Source organism: Streptococcaceae bacterium ESL0729 (assembly GCA_029391995.1).
Lineage (GTDB): Bacteria > Bacillota > Bacilli > Lactobacillales > Streptococcaceae > Floricoccus.
The window spans coordinates 1,055,372-1,076,037 of record CP113924.1; the positions used below are offsets into that span (position 1 = coordinate 1,055,372).

The following is a 20,666-nucleotide window of genomic DNA, read 5'->3' on the forward strand; positions in this document are numbered from 1 at the left end:
TTGTGAAGGTAAATAGTAAAATAAGGGGTGACTGTGTCCTTGAGACATAAATGTTCATGACAGAAATATTTTATAGAATTCAGGTGTTAATTTTGTTGAAAAAAATAAGAAACATTATCGGAACGCGTCTTGGTTTTGTTCTTTTACTAGTTATTTTATTGTGGCTAAAATCAATGTTTGCATACTTTGTTGATTTTGACCTTGACCTTGAAAATTCCTACCAAACACTTTTGGCTATCTTTAATCCCCTACCAACGGCCCTCTTTCTTTTGGCCATTCCCCTATATTTTAAGAATTCAAAAGTTTTTTATAGCCTGGAGTGGATAATCTTCATAGCCCTATCCCTTTGGCTCTTCTCTAATTCTGTATACTTCAGGGAATTTTCGGATTTCATCACCTTAAATACCATCAAGGGGTCAAGCAAGGTGTCTGCAGGACTTGGTCAGTCAGCTGTTAATCTATTTCGCCCTTGGGATTTACTCTATATTATCGACTTTCCCATCCTGGCCTTTTTATGTAAAACAAAATTTATAAAAAGTGACCCCCGTCCCATCAAGAAAAAAGCAAGTGTGGCCATTTCTATTTTCTCAATCCTTCTTTTTTCAATGAACTTAGCCCTAGCGGAAATTGATCGACCAGAACTTCTAACCAGGGGATTTTCAAATACCTATATTGTTAGGTATCTGGGTCTTCAACCATTCATTACCTATGACGCCATCAATACCTATAAGATTAATCAAATCAGGAATGTGGCCACCCCAGAAGATTTGAATTCCGTTGAAGAATACGTTAATAAACACTATGCTAGTCCCAATCCCGACTACTACGGCTTAGCCAAGGGACGCAATGTTATCTATATCCACCTAGAAAGCTTCCAGCAATTTTTAATTGACTACAAGCTAAAGGATGAGGCGGGTGTTGAGCACGAGGTTACTCCCTTTTTAAACTCCCTCTTCCACGGCAAGGAAACCTTTGCCTTTGATAATTTCTTCCATCAAGTAAAGGCAGGTAAAACGTCAGATGCCGAAACCCTCATGGAAAATTCCTTCTTTGGTCTAACCCAAGGGTCTCTCTTCGTCCAAAATGGAGGCAAGAATACCTTCCAAGCAGCTCCTGCCATCCTTGGTCAGACAGCAGGCTACACTAGTGCCGTTTTTCACGGAAATGCTGGAACCTTCTGGAATCGTAATGAGACCTACAAGCATTTAGGCTACGACTACTTCTTTGATCAAAGCTACTTTGATGTAACCAAAGACAACTCCTTCCAGTACGGTCTTCACGACAAGTACTTCTTTAGCCAGTCCATTCAGTATCTGGAGCACCTCCAACAGCCTTTTTATACAAAATTCATCACCGTAAGTAACCACTATCCTTACTCACAGTTTAAAAACGAGGATGAGGGCTTCCCACTTGCTAAGACAGAAGATGATACCATCAATGGATATTTTGCTACAGCCAACTACCTAGATCAAGCTGTTAAGGAATTCTTTGATTATTTAAAGGCCACAGGTGTTTATGAAAATTCAATGATTGTTCTTTACGGAGACCACTACGGAATATCAAATTCAAGAAACCCTGACCTTGCAGCCCTCCTTGGTAAGAAAAAAGAAACCTGGTCATCTTATGACAATGCCATGCTTCAAAGGGTTCCTTACATGATTGTCCTACCTGGACAAGACAAGGGCTATATCAACCACACCTTTGGTGGCGAAGTCGACAATCTTCCTACCATGCTCCACCTTCTTGGAATTGATACAAGTAAGTACCTCCAGCTAGGTCAAGATCTACTGAGTCCGGATCATGAAAATCTTGTAGCCTTCAGGGACAATGGGAATTTTGTTGCTCGTGACTACAGCGTTTATAATGACCGGATTTATAAGACTGACACAGGAGAGGAGATTACAAACCCGACCCCTGAGACTAAAAATCTGATTGACAGCTATGCAAGTAAGGCCAGTGAACAATTGTCCATTAGCGACAAACTAACTCGAGGGGACCTTTTAAGATTTTATGACAAGGATAATCTAAAGGCCGTTGACCCTGATGATTATGCCTACAACCACGGTTACAAGAAAGAGCTTGAAATCGAGGACAAGCTGGGAAGTCAGTCAACAAGTATCTTTAGTAAAAATAATAATACTTCGACTGTTGAACTCTTTAAAAACTATAGTTATAAGGAACTTCACCCAGAACTTAATGTAAATCAAGCTACATCAGGTAGTGAGAGCAGCCAAAATCAAGAAACAGCCCCAGTTGAGGGCAAATAAAAAACCTAGAATATTCTAGGTTTTTTATTTGTATCCTGTTTTAAATATCAATGGTACTGTATTTAGCATTAGCTTCAATGAAATCACGGCGGGGTTCAACTCGGTCCCCCATCAGCATGTCAAAAATCATATCAGCTTCCGCAGCATCTTCAACGGTCACACGGGCCATGGTCCTATGCTCTGGATCCATGGTTGTTTCCCACAATTGATGGTCATCCATCTCTCCAAGTCCCTTATACCTTTGAACAACTGGCTTGGTACGGCCATTTGACATCTCTTCAATCATCTTTTGGAGCTCAATTTCCTGGTTTTCACCTGGTTGGATGTAGTTGATGGTCTTACCAGACTTAACCCCGTAGATTGGAGGTTGGGCAATGTAGACATAGCCAGCCTCAACTATCGGACGCATGTAACGGTAGAAAAGAGTTAAAAGAAGGGTCCTAATGTGGGCTCCGTCAACGTCAGCATCAGTCATGATGACTAACTTTTGATAGCGGGCCTTCTCAACATCAAAGTCCCCGCCAAAGCCAGTTCCCATGGCCGTAAAGAGGGAGCGAATCTCCTCATTGGCTAAAATTTTATCCATCGTAGCCTTTTCCACATTCAAAATCTTACCACGAATGGGTAAAATGGCCTGGAATTCTCGGTTTCGTCCTGATTTAGCAGAACCTCCGGCTGAGTCCCCTTCGACAATGAATAACTCAGTCTGTTTGGGATCATTTGAAGAACAGTCAGCAAGTTTCCCTGGTAGATTTGATATTTCAAGGCCTGACTTCTTGCGGGTCACTTCACGAGCTCTTTTGGCAGCTATTCTAGCCTTAGAAGCAAGGATTCCCTTGTCAACAATCTTTCTAGCAACCTGTGGATTTTCCAGGAGAAAACGCTCCAAGGCCTCAGAAAAGAGGCGGTTTACAATTCTTGAAACCTCACTATTACCAAGCTTTGTCTTGGTTTGTCCCTCAAACTGTGGGTTGGGATGCTTAACTGAAATTACAGCCGTAAGACCTTCTCTGATATCATCTCCTGTCAGATTGTCTTCATTATCCTTAAGCAGCTTGTTCTTACGCCCATAATCATTCACAACCCGGGTCAGTGCTGTTCTAAAGCCCTGCTCATGTGTTCCACCCTCATGGGTATTGATATTGTTGGCAAAGCTTAAAACAGTTGAGCTGTAGTCGCTGGTATACTGCATAGCAACTTCAACTGAAATATTCTCCATCTCCCCTTCAGTGTAGATTGGTGGGTCAAAAAGAACTGTCTTCTTCTCATCGATGAAGGATACATAGGACTGGATTCCACCTTCATAGTGGTAGCTTAAAATCTTCCCATCCTTATTCCTTTTGTCTTCAATCGAAATCCTAAGTCCACGATTCAAGAAGGCCAGCTCACGTACCCTGGTTGCCAACTTATTGAAGTCAAATTCAGTTGTTTCCTTAAAAATCTCAGCATCAGGAGTGAAGTGGACTGTTGTCCCTTGAAGGTCTGTTTGACCGATAATCCTTAAATCATCGCCTACAACTCCTCGGTGGTATTCCTGATAGTATTTCTGTCCATTTTTATGGACTGTAACATCAAGCTGGGTTGAAAGGGCATTAACAACACTTGACCCTACTCCGTGGAGACCGCCTGAAACCTTATAGCCGCCTCCGCCAAATTTCCCTCCAGCATGAAGGACCGTAAAGACTGTTTCAACAGCCGGACGTCCTGTTTTTTCCTGGATATCAACTGGGATACCACGCCCATCATCAATAACTGTGATGGAGTTATCCTCTTCAATTATAACCTCAATGTGACTTGCAAAACCTGCAAGAGCCTCATCAATTGAATTATCTACAATCTCCCAAACTAAATGATGGAGACCTTCCTTACTGGTTGATCCAATATACATGCCTGGACGCATCCTAACTGCTTCAAGACCTTCCAAAACCTGTATTTGGCTAGCATCATATTCCTGTGCTTTTGCTTTTAAATCTTTGATTTCATCAGCCAATTTACTTACTCCTGTGTTCACTTTATTAGTCCCATTATACCATATTATTGAAATTTTTTCTTGGCTCTGGTTTTCCATGAACTGGCTATCAAGCAAGAAAAAAGAAATCCTTCACAGGGAAAGGATTTCCTTTAAATTTTTAACATTATAGCTTGCGTCCGTGTCTTCTTGGTCAGAAGAAAAGAAAATGGTTGGGACTGACGCATTCTTACCCGCCTCAATGTCTAACTTCCGGTCGCCAATCATTACAGGCCTTGTCATCTCATACTTATCAACCAGATAGAGAATTGACTTGGGATCTGGTTTTCTTGGAAATCCATTGTCACTGGTAACCACTTCCGTAAAAAATTTATCTATACCGGCCGCCTTTAAAATATCCAAAACATGATTATTCCGGTGACTAATCATAAAATTCTTGCCGCCAGCTGCCTTAATGGCTGCTAGCACCTGGCTTGCACCATCAAAAAGAACAGGCTTTTCAAGGGAAAGTCGCTCTTCTTCCTTGTAGCTTGCCAAAAATCCAGGAACAGAGCCTGCAAATTTGTCCACTGCATAATCAGTTGATTTTCTTAAGGCATCATAAATTTCCTGATGACTTACACTTATTCCAAATTTTTTTAAGGTTCTTTCGAATGCTTGAGCTGATGTTTCATAGTTATCTAAAAGCGTTCCGCCCAAATCCCATATATAATCATCATATTTCATGTGCTCATTATATCACAAAAAAGATTTTAAGGAAGGGATATTTCCTTAAAATCTTTTTTATCAACTTATTTAGCTTCTAAAAGCTCAATGGCAAAGTCAAGACCCTTGTCACCTTGCATTAAACCGTACATTTGCATAGGAATATCCTTGACTGGAATTTCTGGGAATTTTTTAGCAACATCATCAAGAATGTAGCGAGCTTGCGGGCCAATCATGATGACATCAGCTTCTTGTCCCCTATCATCAACCTCAGCAAGTCCATAAGCTGTAACCTTATAGTCAAGACCACGTGTGTTGGCCTCATCTTGCATTTTTTTAGCAAACATTGATGTACTCATCCCCGCTGAACAAAATAAATTAACAATCGTAGACATTTCTTTTTCCTCCTTATTTCCCCTGGGAAATATTTAATAAGCTTTACCTATAATCTACCACTTTGATAAAAGATTATCAAATATTTATCTATAAAAATCACTTATTTTTTTATAATAAGGCTTGAAAAAGACTTATAAAAAGAGGACAAGCTACTTGCTTATCCTACTTCTACGATATATCTTCTTCCCGCTAGCATCAGCTTCTACGGGAATATCTATACTTTCATCAGTTTGATTAAAGGTCATGGACATGACTAGTCCCACACCGATTAAATTACTAATTAAACTTGATCCACCTTGTGATATAAAGGGAAGGGGGATTCCTGTAAGGGGTAAGACTCCAATTGTTGCCCCGATATTTTCAAAAACGTGAAAGAGAATCATCATAATAATTCCCGTTGAAATATAGGTATAAAACTGGTTATTTGACTTGTAAGTTGCCCGAAGCATTTGGTAAATAAGGAAAAAGTAGAGAAGAATCAAAAGAGTCCCCCCAACAAAACCAAAATTTTCAGCAATTACCGTAAAAATCATGTCACTTTCCCGTACAGGAACGGGGATGGTTGCCACATTAAAGCCGTAACCAAGAAGGCCACCGATACCAATTGATATCTGTCCCTGGGCCTGTTGGTAGGTTATACTTTGGGCACTTTCAAAGGGATGGAACCAGGCATCAATCCTTTGGAGTTGATATTTTTCAAAACCGATGGACATCAGGAAGCTTCGGCCCCAATCAACTGTTGTCAAATAAAGGATACCACCACCCAGTAAAATCACCGTAAGGGCCACAGGTACAATAATTTTCCAGGGAATACCTGAAACAAAAATAACACCTGCATAAATAGCCAGAAAGACCAAGAGGGTCCCAAAGTCATTTTGGAGCTTCAAGAGGATAATGACCGGTAGGGTCACTAGAAAAAGCCTAAAAATCAGATTGAAGGAATCCTTTATATTGTCCAAATCAAGCCTTGACTGCATGCTAGTCACAACCCTTGCCATCATCAAAATATAGGATATTTTCATCAACTCCGATGGTTGGAAGTAGGTCTTTCCGTGGTAGGATACCCAGTTCTTTGCCCCGGTGCTCGCAACTATTTGGTTGTCATAGAAAACAAGGGGAAGAATCATCAAAATAATCCCTAGGATATAAAATAAGGGGGTCATCTTCCACAGGTACTTGGAATTAAAGTGCATGACCACCACTGCGACCAAGACGCCAAGGAGGGCCCAGATACCCTGCTGGCTAACAAGCCTTATGGCCTGGCTTGGATGGTCGTGACTTATGGCTATATAGATTGAGCCAAGTCCTATAATTAAAAGAAGAAGGACTGGTAGTATTAGGGCGTAATCAATTCGCAAATCCCAAGATTTTTTATTATTTTTCATGAATAATCCTTTCAACTTAAAATATTATACACTATTTTGGCCACAAAGAAAAAGGCAATCTGCCTTTTACCTTAGTCTTTTAAAACAATTTTTGTAGCCACTCAAGACCTGAGGTCCAAACGTAACTATAGATACCCACACCAAATATCTTACCAATCAGGATTGAGCGGATAAAAAATTTATAGGACATCCTTGTTTGGCTGGCAACTAAGACTAGGACATCATCAGGTGCCAGGGGAGCAAAGATTGCCCAGAAGAAAAACCAATCGAATTTCCTTCCCTGATCAACCTTTGATAAATACTTATTGTAGGTTTTATCTGGCACAAAGGTCTGAACAAAGGGCTTACCAAACTCCCGTCCCAGATAAAATAAAATGATACTTCCAATAACAATGCCCAAGTAATTGTATAAAAAACCTTGGATGGGACCATAAATGAGGACGGCAGAAGCACACAGGATACCTGAAGGGAGAAATGATACCACCACTTGGATAATTTGTAGGCCAATTATCAACAAGGCCCCTAAAAATGGATGCTCAGCAGCTGTTGATTTAATGATATTATCATCGTTAAATATTCCCAGTCGGTACAAATAATACCCCAAAACGAGGGAGCCCAAAATAGCTAAGATTGAAATCACCTTAACAAGATGTTGCCTGTACTCTATACTTTTCAAACTATCCTCCAAATGCTTTTATTGATTATTGACCTTACCCTGCCCCTTTAAGTATTCTGTATTTTCCTCAACCCACTTGTCCAGTTGATTGGCAAGGCTCGTAAAGCCGGGTTGATTATACTTTTGCTTATAGCGTCTCTTTTTTTTATTGTGGTGCAGCTGGGGTTTGTCTTCCATGGTGCGAAGGGAGAGACTTATTTTCCCAGTGTACTCATCAATATCAATGATTTGAGCCTCAACCTCCTGGCCCAAACTTACGGTATCCATGATATTTTTTGTATAACCAGATTTAATCTCCGAAATATGGATTAGCCCGTGGCAGTTATTTGCAAACTTTACAAAGGCTCCGTAGGTCTGAACACCAGTAATGGTCGCATCAACAATGTCACCTATCTTTAGTTTTTTTTTACTTTTGAGCTGTCGATGAATTTGCCGTCTGAATCATTAACGATTTCAATTTTAGTGATGACAACATCATCAACTGGCTTGTCTTGGAAGCCTGTAGGAACTTTTGCAATCTTATCAAGGGTCTTGTAAGAAGCTTCATCATAGAGGTGACCAAAAACTGTGTGACGGCCATCCAGATGAGGAGTTCCTCCGCCAGTGTAAAGTTCAGCGATTTCCTCAGGCCAGCCACCATTAACAAGAACATCTTTAGAATAAGCCATGTGTTCATTTTGAACGATGAAGAATTGACTACCGTTAGTATTAGGACCAGCATTAGCCATTGAAAGGGCACCGCGGATGTTAAAGACCTTGTTTGAGAATTCATCCTCAAATTTTGTCCCGTAGATGCTTTCACCACCCATACCAGTACCAGTTGGGTCACCACCTTGAATCATAAAATCTGAAATAATACGGTGGAAGATGATTCCATCATAATAGCCTTCTTTTGCTAGTTCAACGAAGTTTTTAACTGTTTTGGGTGCAAGGTCTGTAAATAATTTGACCTTCATGTCACCATGATTTGTTTTAATAATTGCGATTTGTCCAGGTGCATTTTGGATGTCAACCTGTGGATAATTTGTATTTGTCATTTTACTTCCTTCTTAAATAATTTTTAATTGCTCAAGGGCCTTTTTGATGCCATCAGCTTCAACAGTCTCAGTCACCAAGCTGGCCCTTTTTTTAAGGTCTGGATGGGATACTTCCATGGCCACAGAAATTCCAGCATAATCAAAAATTTCTCGGTCATTCAGGCCATCACCAAAAACTAACAGATTTTCCCTCGTAAGGCCTAAGCTTTCAAGAACCTTAGAAACTCCCAAGGCCTTACTCCCAAGATAAGGGACGACGTCACTGCTATATTCATGCCACCTAACCAGGCGAATCTGATCCTTAAGTTTATCAGGTAGGCTGTCGTCTACATCACGCTCCGTAATGGTCAGCATTTGATAGATGTCGTCTTCCTCGTAGTAATTTTCATCCTCGTTAATTTTACCATAAATTGGCGTAATTGCCTCCTTGGCCAAATCACCCCATTTATTAATAACAACTTGATTACTTGCAACAAAGGCATAGTCAATCCGTTCACCCTTGGCCCAAGCGATAATATCTTCAATCAACTCCCTTGAAAGAGGATTTTTATAGATAAGCTTCTGATCTTTATCTTGAGCATGACTACCATTAATTGTAACAAAAAAATCTGGTTTGAGGGCACGAATTTCTGGCACTACACCTGAAAAATTTCGGCCCGTTGCGATTCCTGTTAAAATACCTTTTTCTCGCAAGCGGAAAAATACTTCCTTGATTGATGGTGGAATAAATCCACTATCTTTAACCCTTAAGGTATCATCAATATCAAAGAAAATTATCTTTATATCCTGAGCCCGCTTCAATAAGTCTTCCATAAGTATCCACCTTTTCCTATATAATAAAAACTACTTTCATGCTTTAATTATAGAAAAAAAGCCAAATAAAATAAAGAATCTAGCCAGCTAGACCATGCTGGAGGGCATAAATTACAGCTTGTGTCCTATCATCAACCTCAAGTTTTGCTAAGATATTTGAAACATGAGTTTTAACTGTCTTTAGGCTGATGAAGAGACTGTCCGCAATCTCCTGATTGCTAAGTCCCTTACTAAGCTCACGAAGTACCTCAAGTTCCCTTGCTGTCAGATCATCATAAAGTTCAGGGGCCCGGTGATTTTTTTCATAAATTTTTTGGCGGACACTGTCACTTAAAACATCCTCGCCAGAATATATTTTCCTGATGGCCTCAGCTATCTCATCAGCCTGAGAAGTTTTTAAGATATAACCCTTGGCTCCAGCCGCAAGGGCTGGAAAGACTTTTTCATCATCCAAGAAACTGGTTAAAATCAAAATTTTTGCCTGGGGGTTTTCTGCTAGGATGGTCTGACTGGCTTCAATCCCATCCATCTGATTCATGACAAGATCCATTAGGATAACATCTGGATTATATTTTTTGGCGTATTCAACACCGATATTGCCATCAGAAGCTTCTGCCACCACCTCGATGTCCTCTTGAATATTTAAAAAACTTGAAAGTCCAAGCCTGACCATCTCATGGTCATCAACTATCACTACTTTTATGCTCATTTTGTGGAATCCTTATTTCTATGCTTGTGCCTTGATTGGGTGCACTAACAATTTTTACATCTCCTCCAAGAAGGACTGATCTCTCTCTTATATTTTTTAGGCCGTAACTTGCCGTCTTTGTTTCCTTGGTATCAAAACCAACTCCATCATCCTCAACCCTTAAAATAACTGACCTTCCACTTGCAAGCAGTGAAATATCAATATTTTGAGCCTTAGAGTGCCTTAAGGCGTTACTTAAAAGCTCCTGCATGATTCTAAAAATATTATCCTCAACAGTTTTTGAAAGCTTAATATTGGTGTCATAAACCCAGCTTATTTTTCCAGATATTTTGGCCTGAAGCTCATCAACAAGACTTGTAATACCGTCAATTAAGGACTTCCCGTTAAGCTCAACTGGCCTTAAATGAAGGAGGAGGGCCCGCATTTCATTTTGAGCCTCATGAAGAATTTTAAGGACAAGCCTGGCCTGGGTGGTCATCTGCTCCGTGTCCAAATTCTTATTGCTGACTACCCCTGACAAAATCATGGTTGCCGCAAAAAGCTGCTGGCTAACTGAATCATGGAGTTCCCGTGAAATACGCTTACGTTCTTCTGTTACAATATCAACCTGCCTTACAGTATCTTCCCTGCTTGCTTCTTGGAGCTGTTGGGTAAGATTTCTAATCCTTAGGACAAGCTTATTAAGGTCCTGATTGTTGGTCAAATCACCCTTTAAGGAAAGATTTGTCGCCCAATTAAACTGACGAATAAGCCGCCTTTGACTCAAATAAGTAAGAACAGTGAAGGCTAAACTTAGGAGGGCACTTACGGAAAAAATAATCCATGAAGCTCGCCAGTGACTCATAAGAACCTGATAAAAACCTCTTGAACTTACAGCCAGAGTATAGATAACAACTAAAATTGAAATTAAGCTCGCCAAAAAGCCATAAAGAAAGGTCTTAAAAATCGACTGTTTTATCATAGGCAAACCACCGTCAAATCACCCATAAAAGTATCAACATAAATCTTAAGGCGGCGGGGATTTTCAGTGAAATCATCTGAATAATATTTAATTCGCTCCTTGCTCAGATTGGACCTTTCTCCAAATAGGTTGACGCCTCCTCTTAAAGAGGCATAGTCAACTGAGACAGCCATTCCCTTAGGAACAATTATCTTGGTATCACCAATGAATTTTCTCAACATGATTATATTTTCATCCTGCCTAAAATTTGTCTGCTCAAGATCGATAACATCATCGCTAATAACCTTAATAATATTTATATCATCAAAGCGGTACAACTCTTGTCCTGAAATTCTTGAAAAATCCAAATTTTCCTTGATAAAAACGCGGTCATCCCACTCATCATAGTAGGTTTCAATCATATCAAAATTTTGTTGCTTCTTAGGCAGCCTTACAAAGTAAACAATGGCAATTACAGCCAGGATAAGGGCCAACCAAAAGAAGAAGTTTTCAAAGACAAAAATAGCCATGACAAGACCTAGTACTGTCAGGATTAATTTGAAAATAAACCAGTCAAATTTTGATAACAGCATCCCGATTACGACAGTCAAAATTAGGCAGGCAGCAAAAATGGGCTCCCCAATCAAGGTTACCAAGCTAGCAATTAAAAATATTAGTTCTAAAATTATAAATAATCTGGTCTTCATACAATCATTCTACCAAAAATACTTTCCCTTTTCCTAAGGCTCCCGGCCGATATTTAGCTGTTGCCGGGAAGAATTTTACTTTTAAAAAAAGCCCGCTAGTAAAGCGAGCCCTCAACTACTGGACATTATTGGTCAATTGACCCAATAATTTTTCAAAGGCATATTCATACTTTTGAATGTCCCCTGCTCCCATGAAAACATAAACGGCATTTTCATGATTAAGGAGGGGTGAAACATTATCAACTGAGATAACTTGAGCTGGCTTGTCAATCTTTGCAGCAAGGTCTGCCACCTTAACATCTCCGTGGTCAGCCTCCCTAGCACTTCCGTAAATCTCAGCCAGATAGACTGAATCAGCCAGATTTAAGCTCTTAGCAAAATCATCAATCAAGGCGATGGTTCTTGTAAAAGTGTGGGGCTGGAAGACAGCAACAATCTCACGATCTGGATATTTTTGACGGGCTGCATCAATTGTCGCTTCAATCTCGGTTGGATGGTGGGCAAAATCATCAATAATTATGTGCTCATTGACCATCTTTTCTGTAAATCTGCGTTTAACCCCTGTAAAGGTCTTCATGTCCTTTTTGACCTCTTCAAGATCAAGTCCTAGATCATGGCAGACAGCAACTACTGCTAAGGCATTTAAGATATTGTGCTTACCGTAGGTTGGTACCTCAAAGGTTCCAAGAAATTCTCCCCTGAAGTAGGCATCAAAGGTTGAACCATCAGTCGCCCTTTTTACATTCTTAGCCAAGTAGTCATCATTTTCCTCAAAACCATAGAAATAAAGAGGTGCCTTAGTCTTAAGTCTTCTTAGGTATTCATCTTCACCATAGGCAAAGACACCTTTTGTTACCTGATTGGCATAGTCCTCAAAGGCAGAGTAAACATCCTCAACACCTGTAAAGTAGTCTGGATGGTCAAAGTCTACATTGGTAATAATTGAGTACTCAGGATGGTAAGGCATGAAATGACGTTCATACTCATCACTTTCAAAGACAAAATACTCGCTAGAAGCATTCCCGTAGCCTGTCCCATCACCAATTAAATAACTGGCATCACTTATATTCTTTAAAACGTGCGACAAAAGGCCAGTTGTGCTAGTTTTACCATGGGCTCCAGCTACACCGATACTTGTGAAGCGTCTCATAAATTCTCCTAGAAATTCATGATACCTCTTGTATTTAAAGCCATTTTTCTCAGCATAGGCAACTTCGACATTATTACTAGCATGAAAGGCATTTCCTGCGATAAGTTCAGTATCAACTGTAATATTTTCTTCATCAAAGGGTAGAATCTTTATATCAGCTAATTCTAGCCCACGTTGGGTGAAGTAATAATCAGTGCTATCGCTTCCTTGGACACTTTCTCCTAGTTGATTCAATAATAATGCAAGTGCACTCATACCTGCACCCTTAATTCCAATAAAGTGATATGTTTTCGACATCTTTTTTCCTTCTTACTTAATACTTTTGCTTGTCATTTTTGTCGTTATCTCATGGTCAGTGATAATAATTTTATAATAATTGCTTTTAATGACCTATTTAATAACTTCCTCTTTCAAAAAGAGTATTTCTTTTTCTTTCAAAGTAATCACTGCCAAGATTCTTACTCTCGGATGATTTTTGCTTCTTTTCCTCTTGTATTTCACGCGATTCCTTGGCTAAGGCATCAAAATTTCTAGGACTTTTGGTATGTTTGTTGGGAGAAACATTTGATGATAAAATTCGTGAACTTATGGCCTCAGGTCGCTCAAACTTTCCCTCCTGATGGTCTTTGACCTCCACCGTGACAGGTAAGGGCAGCTGGGTCCAAGCCTTGCTTGATCCCGTGACCTTATTTCCTCCAAGAGGACGCTGGTTAAAGTTTGAATTTCCAAGATTTGACATCCGCTCAGTTGGATAAACATAGCCCTTGGGCCTTTCTGGGGCCCGGTAGGTCTTCTTCCGAGGCTTTGTAGTCGGAAGCTTTACTTCTCCTTTTTTGGCCTGCTCCTTTTGCGGAACCTGGGTAAAAACACCAGCCTTCTCATAAGGACTTTTTTTATCTGGCCTGGGAAAGGGGGCGGTTTCTAAAAGCTCAAGCTCAGCCCTCCTAACATTTCTTTTGGTTAAAAGTTCGTCATTTGTATATAAGACTCTGTCATCAACTTCTAAATGGATTCCATCTGGAATACAGGGAAATTGAACCTTATTTATTTTCTCTTTCATACCATTATTCCTTCTCTATCCTTTCATTATAGCTTAAAATAGACCTTATTTAAAGCTGTAAACCAAGAATCTCCATAATCTCATCTTCTGTGATATTGCGATTTGAAACGCCTCCATCAAGGACGGTTGTTATCAAATCCTGCTTCTTACTTTGGATTTCTTGAATTTTTTCTTCAATTGTGCCTCTTGTGACCAATCTTATAACTTCAACAGTTCGCTTTTGTCCCATTCTATGAGCACGCGAGATGGCCTGCTCCTCAACTGATGGATTCCACCATAAATCGACTAAGATTACAACATCGGCACTTGTTAGATTAAGGCCTGTTCCTCCTGCCTTAAGGGAGATCAAGAAGGCATCTCGGCTGCCTGCATTAAAGGCTTCAACCATGTGAAGGCGATCTTTTGCAGGGGTTGCACCTGTCAGCTTGTAGCTTGAAAGCCCCACTTTTTTCATGCCTTCTTCAATGTAGTCAAACATCTTAGTAAACTGTGAAAAGATTAAAGGTCTGTGGCCATTTTCCTTGATTTGCTCCAAAAGATTGGTCAAGAGCTCAAGTTTTCCACTACTTCCTTCATAATCAGGCATAAAGAGGGCTGGGGTATCACAAATCTGTCTGAGGCGTGTAATTCCCGATAAAATTTCAATCTTATTCCGGTTAAACTCACCCTTGTCCATCGATTTAATCTTATCCTGCATGGTTTGCAGCTGGGCCAAGTAAATTACCTTCTGCTCTTCAGTTAATTCACTGTAGTGAACAATTTCAAGCTTTTCAGGTAATTCCTTAAGAACCTCATCTTTTTTCCGCCTCATAATAAAAGGTTTTATAATCCGGGCAATGCTTTCAGAAGGGGTCTTAATGAATTTCTTCTTGTCACCAAATAGGCCAGGCATGACAATGTTGAAGAGGGCCCACATCTCATCAAGTCGATTTTCAATGGGGGTACCACTAATGGCAAAGACCGTGTCGACCTTCAACTGGGCAAGGGCCTTGTTGGTCTTACTTTGGGCATTCTTAACAGTCTGAGCCTCGTCCATCAAAAGGAAGTTAAGCTCCCTTTCCTGGTAGGCATCCAAGTCTTTTAAGAATGAGCCGTAACTTGTAACATAAATCTGGTGGTCATCAGATATTATCTGCTCCCGTAACTTTTTACTGCCCTCAACCACTACAAGATTCATCTGGGGGGCAAACTTCTTAAATTCGCTCTCCCAGTTGTAAATAAGACTTGACGGTGCTACAATCAGGGACTTGTCACAATCTTTCATGCTAGATACCAAAAAGGTAATCGACTGCAAGGTTTTCCCAAGCCCCATATCATCAGCAAGAATCCCTCCCATATGGTGACTGGTCAGCATCTTCATCCACTTAACACCATCAACCTGATAATGTCTAAGATCTGCCTTAATTTCCTCAGGCTGGCTGAAGGGAAACTCCTCTGGATGGGTTAAATCCTTGTAAAGATTCTTAAATTCCTGGGAATATCTTACTGACTTGACTCCCTCAAAAATCCTAGCTATCTGGAAGGTGCGGTAAACTGGAAGGGTTAATTTGCCATCCTTGGTCGCAACAGAATCCCCAAGCTCACTTAGAACCTCCCTAATAGGTTTGAAATTCTTTTTATTAAAGAGGAGAATCTTTCCAGAGTCGGTCACATAGTGGTCTTCATTATTCCTAAGCCTTTTAATGACCTTCTCAAGCTCACTATCGTCAATATCTGAAAAATCAAATTTGATATCAAGCAGATTTCCGCTGGTTGATATCTCTAAATCATCGCTAGCCTCAACCCGAAGGTTTTTAAGACTTGGTGATAAAACAACCTCTCCTAAAAGCTCAAATTCAGGAATTACCTTGGTGAAAAATTCATATAATTTATCATTAAGGGGTCGAATTTGAGATGACTTAAAGCCTCTTGGAAAGCCAAGGCTTGTCATACAGGTAAAAATCTTCTTCTCCATCAAAAGGTCCCTTGAAAAATCAAGTTCTTCAAGCTCCTTAAGGCTTGTTACCTCAAAGTCACCATAGTCAAAGACGATGGATAAATCAAGCCTGGTTGACAAATCAAAGTAGAAAATCGGCTTAAACTTATGAATCCTAAATGATTTATTAGCCTCGACTTGTCCGATAGTTTCAAGGCGTTCAAGGGCCATGGAAAGTTGATCCTTCTCCTTGTAGTCAAAAATCATCTTGGGCTCAAGATTCATCTTCACATCTTCATCAATTATTTTATTGATCCGCTCAAGAAGTTTGGCCTGCTCGATACTTAAAAGATAGAAATAATTTTCAAAATTAATAATTTTTCCCGCGTAAAATTCCTTAAAAGCCTTCCTGAATAATTTAAGGCTTATGTTATCATCTTGGGGCTCAACCTTAAAGGTGAAAAGTCCTGCCTCTGAATCAAGGTCAAGGAAGGAGAAAAAGGTAAGATCTCGAGAGCCTATGGTCAACTTAAAATCATCCAAAAGGTAGGCTTCTTCAAGAATGGGCTCAAGGCTACTTAGGGGGATAACTAGAAAGCGACCGTTTTTTTGGTAGGTTTCATTTTCAACCAGGACTTCTCCTGGCAAAAGCTTAATGAGTAGGCGGATAAAATTCTGCGAATTTTCATCAAAATTACTGATATTAAGCCTTACCAAATAGTCCTTGCCTAATTGATAAAGTTCATTTTTTTCAATGATGCCTAAAAAATGCGGAATATCTTTGACGATATAAGACCTACTAGCCTTGGCTGCCCTAATTTTGATGGTCAAAGCCAGATTGTCCCCATGGTGGAAGAGATGGCCAGAGGATGCTGTATCAAATATTTCAACTCCAAGACTTAGACTATCCTCATAGTCGTCATCAATTTCATTGATTTCCTTCAAGAAATTAGAACCAAAACTAAGTTCCTGATTGAACTTTTGAGTCCTCTCTGCTATTTCTAAAATTTGGTTGGAGCTATTTGACTTTTGATCTTGTTTTAGATACTCCTCAATGGCAGCTATGTGCTGGCAGTATTTTTTGCTGGCAAAAACCTGGCAGCTACAAAAGTCATTCTCCCCGTCCAAATCATAGCTTACAAGCTCTCCGTCAACATTGGCCGACAAAACCATGTCACCCAGGTTGACATCAGTCACCTTATGATTTTCGTATAATTCTATTCCTTCTGCTCTAATATAAGCAGGCATCATTCTACTCATGTTATACACCCTTTGAAAAACCCCGTTTTAATTGTGGATATTATACCATATACCAAGGAAAGTTACCATCATTAGCTTGCTGCAAGCTCAGTCTACAATTTTTCAACTTTTTTGAATGCAAAAAGGAAGGCTAGTAGCCTTCCTTGGGATCTTATTTATTTACTGGAAATAGAACTCGCGAGCAGGGTCAATTCACCTGATATCTGCCAGCTCTTAATGTCATTTGCTAGGATAAAGCTTTGGCCTTTAGCTAGCGGATAGCTGGTTCCTGACACTTGAAGCTTGCCTACTCCTTCAAGAACTGTGACTAGACTATAGGGACTCTTTTGAACAAAGGACATGTCACCTTTAATCACCCATTTTTCAATATTAAAAAATTCTGATTCCAAAAGGCTTGTAATCTGGCCATCAGGATAGGTTGAAATATTGCTTTGAAGGGAATTTTCAAGGGCTGGAACTGTTATAACGTCAAGAGCCTTATCCAGATGGAGTTCCCTTAGATTACCACTGTCATCAGGGCGATCAAAATCATACAGGCGGTAGGTAGTATCACTTGATTGCTGGGTTTCAAGAATTAAAATTCCTGGCCCTATAGCATGGACGGTACCCGATGGAACAAAGAAAAAGTCCCCCTTCTTGACAGGTATCCGCTCAAGGAGGTCGTCCCATCTACCCGCATCCATCATAGCCTTTAATTCTTCCCTTGATTTAGCCTTATGACCATAGATAATCTCAGCTCCTGGGCTAGCATCAATAATATACCAACATTCTGTCTTACCAAGTTCCCCTTCAACCCGTAAACCATAGTCATCGTCTGGATGAACCTGGACACTCAGCCATTCATTGGCATCTAAAATCTTAGTTAAAAGGGGGAAAACAGGGTCTTTGGGATGGCCAAAAAGATCGGGCCTTTTTTTATACAAGACATCTAGGCTAAGTCCTTTAAATTCACCATTTTCGATTACTGATAGGCCATTTTGGTGGGCTGATATGGACCAAGCTTCACCGACCTTCCTAGATGGCAGGTTAAAGCCAAATTCCTCAAGCCTTGCACCTCCCCAAATTTTTTCCTGGAGGGCAGCCCTTAAAAATAACGGTTGTGACATAGTAAACTCCTTTAATTTTGTTAGTGCTTACATTATAACACTTGTTTGAAAGAGTTTACAAAATCTATACCATCTTCTGGACTTTTTCGTAAAGAAGCTGGCAAAAAGCTAGTCCCATGGGAACTAGCTTTTTTATTTTTTATCCACGAAGTAATTTTTTTCTGATTTTTGATGAGAAAATTTCGACTAGGAAAATGAGGAGGAAGAGTCCAATCAAGATTGAACCAACCTGCTTCCAGCGGTAGGCATTCATGGCAAAGATAAGCGGAGCTCCGATACCACCTGCCCCTACTAGACCAAGGATGGTCGCATCCCTTAGGTTCATATCAAAGCGATATAAAAGAAGGGATAGGAAGTCTGGCATAAGTTGTGGGATAACTCCAAAGCGAATTTTTTGGAAGGTAGAGGCACCTGAAGCTTCAAGAGACTCAAGAATTCCCTGGTCCAAATCCTCGATTGTTTCAGTAAACATCTTGGCAATCATTCCGATTGATACAAGGGCTAGGGTCAAAACACCAGCTGACGCCCCAGGACCTGTAACGCGGATGAACATTAGACCGTAGACAAATGATGGGATGGTCCGAATGGCCATATTAAGACCACGCATGACAAAGGCCAAGGGTTTTGGAACGATATTTTTAGCCGAAAGAAAGGCAATCGGTAGGGCTAAAAGTGACCCAAAGAAGGTCCCAAGAACTGCGATGGCAATAGTCTCAACCAAGAGGTAGGGAACCCCTTTTTTGGTGAAATTAATCAAGAAGTCAAGGTCTGGATTAATGATTCCTGAAAAAATATTCTTGGCAATAACTACCCCTTCTTTTGATAAAGGTTTAATCTGGATAACTGATAGAGACCAAACAAAGAGGGCAACAACTATTAATAAAATTAGTAGAAGGTATTTCTTTGAACTTTTTTCCTGGCTTAACACAGCGCTAATTGAATTATTTTTTTTATTTGTTTCCATTTTTTCTCCTTCAACCAACCTATGTTAATTTTTTTCGAACAAGTTGACTTACTTGCTCAATAATGGCAACAGTCACAAAGAGGACGATTAAAATCATACCCACATTGCTGTATTCACGCCATCCAATGTTTTCATTCAAGATGACACCAATACCACCAGCTCCCACATATCCAAGGATGGCTGCATAACGAACGTTACCTTCAAAGTTATAGAGGGCTGTTGAAATGTAGATGGGCATCAGTTGTGGGAAGATTGTTGCTACAACAGCCTTACTCCTACTGCTTCCAAGGGCTTCAAGAGCCTCAAAGGCTCCCATATCAACCGTTTCAATCTGCTCAAATAATTGTTTTCCAATATAGCTGAAAGAAAAGAGGAAGATGGCCACTGTCCCAGCAAAAGTTCCAAGACCCCAAATATAGGTGGCAATTAGAGCCGTTACAAGAGATGGAAGGGTACGAAGGGCTGTAAAGACCATTCTTACTAGGCTGTTGATTATTTTGTTTTCCACAATGTTGCTGGCTGCTAAGAAGGCAAAGGGTACAGCTAGAAGGCTTCCTAGAAGTGAGCCTACAAAACTCATTTTAATGGTATCAGCCAGAGGTTTCATAACGGCTGAAAAATAAGTCCACTTAGGTGGGAACATGGCTAGTAGGATATCAACAAATTTATAAAGATTTTTAAAAACCTTTGAAAAATTAAAATTTACAATCTGAACTGAAAATAAGAGGAGGGCTAGAAAGAGGATAACATATAAGAAGGTGTAGGATCTTTTTTCAACAACTACACTTCCATCCTCAAGAAGCCACTTCTTTTCAGGAAGGATACTTTTATGCTTGGCCATTTTTCACTTCCTCTTTTTGGTAGATTTCGTCTAGGATATCTTGGGTAACCTCAGAACTTGGACCATCAAAGACAATTCTCCCCTTACGAATGGCAATAATCCTATCCGCATACTTAAGGGCTAAATCCACGTGGTGGATATTAATTAGGACTGTCTTATTAAGTTCTTGATTAATCTTTCTAAAATTATCCATAACTTCGTTTGCAGTTACTGGATCAAGAGCTGCTACAGGCTCATCTGCTAGAAGAATTTGAGAATCTTGGGCTAGAGTTCTTGCAAGGGATACACGTTGCTGTTGTCCCCCTGAAAGCTCGTCAGTCCTAACAAAGGCCTTGTCAAGGATACCAACACGGCTAAGGGACTCAAGGGCAAGTTCCTTGTCTTTTTTTGAAAATCTTGCAAAAAGGACATTCAAGAAGCTCATATCAGCGACACGGGCATTCAAGACATTTTTAATAACAGAAATCCTTGGAACCAAGTTGTATGATTGGAAGATCATCCCAACAGACCTTCTAAATTTCCTCAATTCTTTTCTTTTAAGTTTTGAAATATCAACTCCGTTGACTGTTAAACTTCCATCTGTTATGTCAGTCAATCTATTGATGGTTCTGATTAAAGTTGATTTACCAGCACCACTTGTCCCGATAATAGCAACAAATTCACCCTGTTCAATCTCAAGGTTAATATTATCTAAACCAACTGTCCCATTTGGATAAACCTTTGAGACATTCTTCATTTCAATCATTTATGATTACTCACTCTCTTA

Annotated in this window: 19 protein-coding genes; 1 reads left to right on the top strand and 18 read right to left on the bottom strand. The window is 40.0% G+C overall.

Going from position 1 to position 20,666, the window contains the following annotated elements:
- Positions 1–92: 92 nt before the first annotated feature.
- On the top strand, positions 93–2,267 hold the full coding sequence (locus tag OZX68_05305) for an LTA synthase family protein (protein ID WEV60342.1): 2,175 nt from the start codon (positions 93–95) through the stop codon (positions 2,265–2,267).
- A gap of 40 nt (positions 2,268–2,307) precedes the next feature.
- Here the strand turns inward: OZX68_05305 and gyrB are convergent, their stop codons facing one another.
- The 18 genes from gyrB to phnC all read right to left on the bottom strand — a co-directional run bounded on the left by gyrB (position 2,308) and on the right by phnC (position 20,645).
- Complete coding sequence (gene gyrB / locus OZX68_05310) at positions 2,308–4,257, bottom strand: DNA topoisomerase (ATP-hydrolyzing) subunit B (protein ID WEV60343.1); 1,950 nt, start codon at positions 4,255–4,257, stop codon at positions 2,308–2,310.
- A 111-nt stretch (positions 4,258–4,368) separates the two neighbouring features.
- Positions 4,369–4,962 carry an HAD-IA family hydrolase gene (locus OZX68_05315; GenBank protein WEV60344.1) on the bottom strand — a complete coding sequence of 198 codons (594 nt, stop codon included), beginning with the start codon at positions 4,960–4,962 and terminating at the stop codon, positions 4,369–4,371.
- Between the two features lie 65 nt (positions 4,963–5,027).
- Complete coding sequence (locus OZX68_05320) at positions 5,028–5,336, bottom strand: PTS sugar transporter subunit IIB (GenBank protein WEV60345.1); 309 nt, start codon at positions 5,334–5,336, stop codon at positions 5,028–5,030.
- A gap of 150 nt (positions 5,337–5,486) precedes the next feature.
- Complete coding sequence (locus OZX68_05325; protein WEV60346.1) at positions 5,487–6,722, bottom strand: FtsW/RodA/SpoVE family cell cycle protein; 1,236 nt, start codon at positions 6,720–6,722, stop codon at positions 5,487–5,489.
- A gap of 79 nt (positions 6,723–6,801) precedes the next feature.
- Positions 6,802–7,398 (bottom strand): TVP38/TMEM64 family protein, encoded by a 597-nt coding sequence (locus OZX68_05330; protein WEV60347.1) that lies wholly within the window; start codon positions 7,396–7,398, stop codon positions 6,802–6,804.
- Positions 7,399–7,416: 18 nt separating this feature from the next.
- Positions 7,417–7,827 carry a CvfD/Ygs/GSP13 family RNA-binding post-transcriptional regulator gene (locus OZX68_05335; protein WEV61383.1) on the bottom strand — a complete coding sequence of 137 codons (411 nt, stop codon included), beginning with the start codon at positions 7,825–7,827 and terminating at the stop codon, positions 7,417–7,419.
- Positions 7,794–8,435 (bottom strand): peptidylprolyl isomerase, encoded by a 642-nt coding sequence (locus tag OZX68_05340; GenBank protein ID WEV60348.1) that lies wholly within the window; start codon positions 8,433–8,435, stop codon positions 7,794–7,796. Before OZX68_05340 ends, OZX68_05335 begins: the two co-directional genes overlap by 34 nt.
- 12 nt (positions 8,436–8,447) lie before the next feature.
- The gene (locus OZX68_05345; GenBank protein WEV60349.1) at positions 8,448–9,248 is read right to left on the bottom strand and encodes a Cof-type HAD-IIB family hydrolase; all 801 of its coding nucleotides are present in this window, start codon (positions 9,246–9,248) and stop codon (positions 8,448–8,450) included.
- Between the two features lie 79 nt (positions 9,249–9,327).
- Positions 9,328–9,957, bottom strand: a complete 630-nt coding sequence (locus tag OZX68_05350) for a response regulator transcription factor (protein ID WEV60350.1) — start codon at positions 9,955–9,957, stop codon at positions 9,328–9,330.
- On the bottom strand, positions 9,932–10,918 hold the full coding sequence (locus tag OZX68_05355; GenBank protein ID WEV60351.1) for a sensor histidine kinase: 987 nt from the start codon (positions 10,916–10,918) through the stop codon (positions 9,932–9,934). The genes OZX68_05350 and OZX68_05355 overlap by 26 nt, the downstream gene beginning before the upstream one ends.
- Complete coding sequence (gene liaF, locus OZX68_05360; protein ID WEV60352.1) at positions 10,915–11,604, bottom strand: cell wall-active antibiotics response protein LiaF; 690 nt, start codon at positions 11,602–11,604, stop codon at positions 10,915–10,917. The genes OZX68_05355 and liaF overlap by 4 nt, the downstream gene beginning before the upstream one ends.
- A gap of 115 nt (positions 11,605–11,719) precedes the next feature.
- Positions 11,720–13,051, bottom strand: coding sequence for a UDP-N-acetylmuramate--L-alanine ligase (gene murC / locus OZX68_05365; GenBank protein ID WEV60353.1), 1,332 nt, complete (start codon positions 13,049–13,051; stop codon positions 11,720–11,722).
- Between the two features lie 97 nt (positions 13,052–13,148).
- A complete protein-coding gene (locus OZX68_05370; protein WEV60354.1) occupies positions 13,149–13,814 on the bottom strand; it encodes a hypothetical protein in 666 nt (221 codons plus the stop codon).
- Between the two features lie 49 nt (positions 13,815–13,863).
- Entirely contained in the window at positions 13,864–16,989 is a 3,126-nt protein-coding gene (locus tag OZX68_05375) for a DEAD/DEAH box helicase (GenBank protein ID WEV60355.1), read from the bottom strand.
- A gap of 155 nt (positions 16,990–17,144) precedes the next feature.
- Positions 17,145–18,095 (bottom strand): mannose-6-phosphate isomerase, class I, encoded by a 951-nt coding sequence (manA, locus tag OZX68_05380; protein WEV60356.1) that lies wholly within the window; start codon positions 18,093–18,095, stop codon positions 17,145–17,147.
- Between the two features lie 139 nt (positions 18,096–18,234).
- Positions 18,235–19,059: a phosphonate ABC transporter, permease protein PhnE gene (gene phnE / locus OZX68_05385; protein WEV60357.1), complete on the bottom strand. Its 825-nt coding sequence runs from the start codon at positions 19,057–19,059 to the stop codon at positions 18,235–18,237.
- Positions 19,060–19,078: 19 nt separating this feature from the next.
- Positions 19,079–19,900, bottom strand: coding sequence for a phosphonate ABC transporter, permease protein PhnE (gene phnE / locus OZX68_05390; protein ID WEV60358.1), 822 nt, complete (start codon positions 19,898–19,900; stop codon positions 19,079–19,081).
- Positions 19,887–20,645, bottom strand: a complete 759-nt coding sequence (gene phnC / locus OZX68_05395) for a phosphonate ABC transporter ATP-binding protein (protein WEV60359.1) — start codon at positions 20,643–20,645, stop codon at positions 19,887–19,889. Before phnC ends, phnE (OZX68_05390) begins: the two co-directional genes overlap by 14 nt.
- Positions 20,646–20,666: the final 21 nt, after the last annotated feature.

What these genes read in the sequence shown, in the direction of transcription:
- phnE (WEV60358.1), bottom strand. Translation starts at nt 19,900, where the DNA reads ATGGCCAAGCATAAAAGTATCCTTCCTGAAAAGAAGTGGCTTCTTGAG.
- phnC (WEV60359.1), bottom strand. Translation starts at nt 20,645, where the DNA reads ATGATTGAAATGAAGAATGTCTCAAAGGTTTATCCAAATGGGACAGTT.
- liaF (WEV60352.1), bottom strand. Translation starts at nt 11,604, where the DNA reads ATGAAGACCAGATTATTTATAATTTTAGAACTAATATTTTTAATTGCT.
- phnE (WEV60357.1), bottom strand. Translation starts at nt 19,059, where the DNA reads ATGGAAACAAATAAAAAAAATAATTCAATTAGCGCTGTGTTAAGCCAG.
- OZX68_05370 (WEV60354.1), bottom strand. Translation starts at nt 13,814, where the DNA reads ATGAAAGAGAAAATAAATAAGGTTCAATTTCCCTGTATTCCAGATGGA.
- manA (WEV60356.1), bottom strand. Translation starts at nt 18,095, where the DNA reads ATGTCACAACCGTTATTTTTAAGGGCTGCCCTCCAGGAAAAAATTTGG.
- OZX68_05355 (WEV60351.1), bottom strand. Translation starts at nt 10,918, where the DNA reads ATGATAAAACAGTCGATTTTTAAGACCTTTCTTTATGGCTTTTTGGCG.
- OZX68_05320 (WEV60345.1), bottom strand. Translation starts at nt 5,336, where the DNA reads ATGTCTACGATTGTTAATTTATTTTGTTCAGCGGGGATGAGTACATCA.
- OZX68_05350 (WEV60350.1), bottom strand. Translation starts at nt 9,957, where the DNA reads ATGAGCATAAAAGTAGTGATAGTTGATGACCATGAGATGGTCAGGCTT.
- murC (WEV60353.1), bottom strand. Translation starts at nt 13,051, where the DNA reads ATGTCGAAAACATATCACTTTATTGGAATTAAGGGTGCAGGTATGAGT.
- OZX68_05345 (WEV60349.1), bottom strand. Translation starts at nt 9,248, where the DNA reads ATGGAAGACTTATTGAAGCGGGCTCAGGATATAAAGATAATTTTCTTT.
- OZX68_05375 (WEV60355.1), bottom strand. Translation starts at nt 16,989, where the DNA reads ATGAGTAGAATGATGCCTGCTTATATTAGAGCAGAAGGAATAGAATTA.
- OZX68_05315 (WEV60344.1), bottom strand. Translation starts at nt 4,962, where the DNA reads ATGAAATATGATGATTATATATGGGATTTGGGCGGAACGCTTTTAGAT.
- OZX68_05325 (WEV60346.1), bottom strand. Translation starts at nt 6,722, where the DNA reads ATGAAAAATAATAAAAAATCTTGGGATTTGCGAATTGATTACGCCCTA.
- OZX68_05340 (WEV60348.1), bottom strand. Translation starts at nt 8,435, where the DNA reads ATGACAAATACAAATTATCCACAGGTTGACATCCAAAATGCACCTGGA.